Genomic DNA, 5,004 nt, shown 5'->3' with positions numbered 1-5,004 from the left:
CCGCCGTCGAGATCGACGAGATCGCCGGGCTGGTACTTCGTGTCGGCCACCGTCGATACGAGGTGAAAGCGCACCGGCTGCCCGAGCTGCAGCGCGAACGTGCGATCGTCGAGATGGATCTCGCGGCCTTCTTCCGCGCCGCGCGGCAGCAGACAAACACCGCGCGCGACAGCACCCTCGGCGCCATCGTCGAGCACGAGGAAATAGCTGCGCGCGGAGCCGCCGCCGATGCGCGGCGCATGTCCGGCGCGCGCAAGCCCGTAGGCCACCGCGCCGCGCGCGACGGCCACGTCCGGATGCGCGTTGTGCAGCACGTCGAGCGGTGCGCCGCGCCACGTACCGAGCGTCTGCGCGAGACGGCCGGCGAGCGCGCCCGCGCGGAACACGCCGCCGTTGAGCAGCAGCGTGTCCGGCAGCGGGCCTTCCGCATGACGCTTCAGGAACGCGGCGACGTGGCGCGTGACGGCCGCGTCGCTCGCATACGGCAAGCCGAATTCGACGATCGCCGCGCGCGCACGGCGCGGCAATTCGCCGGCCTCGACCTGCGGAAAGAACCCGTCGACGACGATCTGCTCGACTTCCTGTCGCGTCAGCTCGGCCGAACGCGCACCGCCGACGAGCTTGCTGCCCGCGCCGAGCAGCGTGACGGTGACGGACGCGGGCGCGTCGTCGCCGAGCAGCCGCTCCTTCGCCGCGCGGCAGCGCTCGACGAGTTGCGACAGGCTCGCGGCCGACAGCCGCGTACCGGGCTCGGTCAGCCGCGACTCGACCAGGCGCGCGAGCGCGAGGTCCATGTTGTCGCCGCCGAGCATCAGGTGATTGCCGACGCCGACGCGCGTGAAGGTCGGTTCGCCGTCGTCGCCCGGCGCGACGTCGACGAGCGTGAGGTCGGTCGTGCCGCCGCCGACGTCGCAGATCAGCACGCGCCGCGCCACGGTGAACGTCTCGCGCAACGTGTCGCGCTGGCCGTACAGCCAGTCGTAGAACGCGGCTTGCGGCTCTTCCAGCAACCGCAGCGCCGGCAGCTTCGCGCGTCGCGCGGCCTCGACGGTCAACGCGCGCGCGCCGTCGTCGAACGACGCGGGCACCGTCAGGATCACGTCCTGCTGCGCGAGCGGCGCATCGGGAAAACGCGCGTTCCACGCGTCACGCACATGCGCGAGATAGCTCGCGCTCGCGTCGACCGGCGACACCTTGTCGACGCCGTCGGCCGCGCCCCACGGCAGGATCGCCGCGAGCCGGTCGACCGCGGCGTGCGACAGCCAGCTCTTCGCGCTCGACACGAGCCGGCCCGGTACCTGCGCGCCGAGCGTGCGCGCATAGCGGCCGATCACGGCGGGCGGCGCATCGGCCGCGTTCGCCTTCGTGTTTACCTTCGGATCAGCCGCCCACGGCAGCCGCAGCGCGTCCGGCGGCAACTCGCCCGCCGCCGGGTGATAGCGCACCGACGGCAGCAGCGGCTGCGCGGCCACCGCGCCGGGCCCGACCAGTTGCTCGACGTCGAACACGCGGATCGCGTCGGAACCGGCCTCGACGTACGCGACGACCGTATTACTGGTGCCGAGGTCGATGCCGACCGTATAACGCTTCATCGCGCTCAGGCGGCGCCGCGCACGTCGAACTCGACCTTCCAGCGCTCGTTCGTGCCGCTCGGGATCGCCTCGAGTTCGAGCGTGCCGGCTTCGGTCACGCGCGCATGCAGCTTCACCGGCACGACTTCGCCGACCGTCCGCCCTTCGGCGGGCAGCGTCGCCTGGATTTCCTCCAGCTCCTGCAGCTCTTCCGGCGACCAGTAGTCGAGCAGCGTGCCGACCTGATCCTGACGACGCACCGACGACCCGAAGAAGCGGAACTGCACCGGTTCGCCGACGACGAGGCCGAACTCCTGCGGCGGCAGCGCCGCGTCCGAGCCTTCCTCCATCCCGAACGGCGCGACGCACAGCGCCTGCACCGGCGGCTCCAGCCCCGGCACCGCGGGCATCGCCGATTCGATCGCGACGTAGTACGCACGCGCCGTGCCGCCGCGAATGCGCACGCCACGGCCGCGCTTCACGTAGCCGTAGTACGCCGCGCCGCGCGCGACCGCGAGATCGAGATCCGCGCCTTCGAGCAGGCGCGCGGGCGGCGCGCCTTCGGCGGCGAGCCAGTTGTTGAGCGTATCGAGCACGCGCTGCGTGAGCAGCGTCGACTTGAACACGCCACCGTTGAACAGCACGGCGGTCGGATGCAGGAACGTCGCGCCTTGCGGCAGCGTGCGCTGCACGCCTTCGAGCGTGTCGAGCGCCGCGACCTGGCGACCGAGGAACGCCGCGAGATGGCGCGTGATGCCGGCGTCCTGCGCATACGGCAGGCCGAGCTGCGTCAGGCCGACACGCGCGCGGCTCACCGGGCGCGCGGCCGCATCGACCTGCGGGAAGAAGCCTTCGAGAATCGTCTGCGTGAGTTCCGCGCGCGTCAGCTCGGTGCGGATCGAGCCGCCGATCAGCTTCGAGCCGCGGCTCGGCACGACGAGCGGCACCGCATCGGTGGTCGGGTCGGACAGCAGCGTTTCCTTCGCCGAGCGGCACGCGTAGGTCAGCGCGCGCAGTTGCCACGGATCGGCCTGCGTGCCCTGCTGCGCGAGCTTGCGTGCGACCACGTGCGCGAGCGCGAGGTCCATGTTGTCGCCGCCGAGCAGGATGTGCTCGCCGACGGCCACGCGATGCAGTTCGAGATTGCCGTCGCGCTCGACCACCGCGATCAGCGACAGGTCGGTCGTGCCGCCGCCGACGTCGACGCACAGGATCAGGTCGCCGACCTGCACCTGCTTGCGCCAGCCGCCTTCGCTCTTCTGGATCCAGCTATACAGCGCCGCCTGCGGCTCTTCAAGCAGCGTCATCCGCGTGTAGCCTGCGGCGCGGGCGGCCTCGGCCGTCAACTCGCGCGCGGCCGGATCGAACGACGCGGGGATCGTCACCGTCACGTCCTGGTCGGCGAACGGCGCGTCGGGATGCGCGTGGTCCCACGCTTCACGCAGGTGCGTGAGATAACGGATCGAGCTTTCCAGCGGCGACACGCGGGCCACTTCCGGCGGCGCATCGCTCGGCAGGATCGCCGCGCGGCGGTCGACGCCCGGGTGACACAGCCAGCTCTTCGCGCTCGACACGAGGCGAATCGGCGTGCCGGCGCCGCGCGTGCGCGCCATCTCACCGACCGCAAACGCACGCGAGGCCGTCCACGGCAGCGTCAGGTCGCCCTGGGTCAGTTCGCTTTCATGCGGCAGGTAGAGGAACGACGGCAGCAGGTCGCGCGATTCCAGCGCGCCGGGCGCGGTCAGTTGCGCGATCGGCAGTACCTGCTGCACGATCTTTTCGCCGTCGCTCGTGCTGCTGTCGACGTACGACAGCGCGCAATGGGTCGTCCCGAGATCGATACCGATCGAATAGCGCGGATCGCTCACAGTTCCACCTCCGCCGGTGCGATCACCGATGCGTCGTGGCTGCCCGTCAGCTTCGGCAGGCGCACGTCGGACACGCGCCAGCCGCGATGGCTGACGGTGCCGGTGAACGGCGCGGAGCCGACCACGTTGCCGGTCACGCGCACGGCCGTCGCGTCGAAGCCGGCGGGCAGCGTCACGCGGCTGCCTTCGGCTTCATCGCGCACCGGCACGATCGTGAAGTGTTCGCGCAGCGCGGCGCGGCAACCGTCGTGCACGAGGCGCGCGGCCGCGCCGATGTCGGCGTCCGCGTAGCCGGCGATGTCTTCCTCGACGAAATCGATGAAGCGCGCATCGCGCTGCAGCAGGCCGAGCAGTTGCAGGGCGGCCTGCGGGCTCGCTTCGCGCAGCTCGGGGGCCGGCGCCTTCACCGGCGCGGGTGCGACGGGCGCGGCAGCGGGTGCCGGGGTCGGGACGGGTGCAACGGGTGCCGACGCGCCATCGCGCACGCGCAGTACGTCGGCCGCGAACTCGCGATTGCCGAGCACGGAGAAGAACGTGCCGACGGCCAGCGACAGCCGGCCGAAGAAGGACAGGTTGGATTCGGGCATGGGGTCTGGACTCCTGTGGGCTCGCAGCACGGCGAGCGTTTCTTGCCTGGGCGCCGGGCGGCGGCGTGCGGCATGCGCACTGGCGCCGCCCGGCGCGTGATTCGAACGCGCCCTCGCGGGTGCGGAAAACCCGTATTTTGCCCTGTGGCGGGCGAACCGGGCAGAAGTTGGGGGACAGAACATGGCGGCGCGGCGGTTTCGGCCGCGCCGGATCGTGCCAGATTGCATGTCAGGCGCGCTCGATCGGGATGCTGCGCCACGTCAGCGCGTGTACCCCCGCAGCGCCGCCTTCGCCTCGAAATCACGCGACAGCATGCCGAGCGTGACTTCGCCAAAGCGTGCCAGGAGCGACGCTTCGGCCTCCTTCAGCGTCGCCGACAGATGCGCGTTGACCGCCTGTTCGACCAGGCATTCGGGCTCGTCCTCGGGCACCAGGTCGGAAAACAGCGGCGGCTCGCCCACCGCGCGATAGACGTCGAGCAGCGTGATGTCGTCGAGCGCGACGCTCAGCGCCCAGCCGCCGCCGTGCCCCTTCTCCGATTGCACGTAACCGCAATCGCGTAACCCGCCGAGCAGGCGCCGCACGACGACCGGGTTCGTGCACAGCATCGTCGCGATCGTCTCCGACGTCAGCGGGCCGTCGGCCTGGTCCATGTGGATCAGCGCATGCAGCATGCGCGACAAACGGCTGTCGGTTCTCACGGGCGGAGCTCCCCTCTCTCGAAACTTCTGAAGTTGCATGAATGATATCACCGCCCTATCATGCAACTGCTCGTGTTTCATGAGTTGGCCGCCAGCGGAACACGTCTGTCCGTCACGCAGGTTCAGAAAGGAGTGGATGCATGGATACCCATCATGAAGTGATCGTGATCGGCGGCAGCTTCGCGGGGCTGTCGGCCGCGATGCAGTTGGCGCGGGCACGCCGCCGCGTGCTCGTGATCGATGCCGGCCGGCCGCGCAACCGTTTTGCCGAACACG

General features: G+C 70.6%; 5 protein-coding genes. 1 reads left to right on the top strand and 4 read right to left on the bottom strand.

Annotation, left to right across the window (positions count from 1 at the left end):
- From JMF90_RS23710 to JMF90_RS23695, 4 genes are all read right to left on the bottom strand, one after another.
- On the bottom strand, positions 1-1,592 hold a 1,592-nt coding region (locus JMF90_RS23710), incomplete at its 3' end, for an Hsp70 family protein (protein ID WP_201325495.1).
- A 5-nt stretch (positions 1,593-1,597) separates the two neighbouring features.
- Positions 1,598-3,439, bottom strand: a complete 1,842-nt coding sequence (locus tag JMF90_RS23705) for an Hsp70 family protein (protein ID WP_011694612.1) — start codon at positions 3,437-3,439, stop codon at positions 1,598-1,600.
- Complete coding sequence (locus tag JMF90_RS23700) at positions 3,436-4,026, bottom strand: DUF2760 domain-containing protein (RefSeq protein ID WP_011694611.1); 591 nt, start codon at positions 4,024-4,026, stop codon at positions 3,436-3,438. The genes JMF90_RS23705 and JMF90_RS23700 overlap by 4 nt, the downstream gene beginning before the upstream one ends.
- Positions 4,027-4,287: 261 nt before the next feature.
- Positions 4,288-4,728 carry an Rrf2 family transcriptional regulator gene (locus JMF90_RS23695; RefSeq protein WP_006479723.1) on the bottom strand — a complete coding sequence of 147 codons (441 nt, stop codon included), beginning with the start codon at positions 4,726-4,728 and terminating at the stop codon, positions 4,288-4,290.
- Between the two features lie 140 nt (positions 4,729-4,868).
- On the opposite strand from JMF90_RS23695, the gene JMF90_RS23690 reads away from it, so the two are divergent.
- Positions 4,869-5,004, top strand: a 136-nt coding sequence (locus JMF90_RS23690; protein WP_201325494.1) for an FAD-dependent oxidoreductase, incomplete at its 3' end; no start/stop codon positions are given.

This window comes from Burkholderia sp. E168m23, assembly GCF_016586125.1.
GTDB classification, from domain to species: domain Bacteria; phylum Pseudomonadota; class Gammaproteobacteria; order Burkholderiales; family Burkholderiaceae; genus Burkholderia; species Burkholderia orbicola.
Note: the sequence above shows the minus strand (reverse complement) of the source record. Positions and strands in the feature narration are given on the sequence as shown.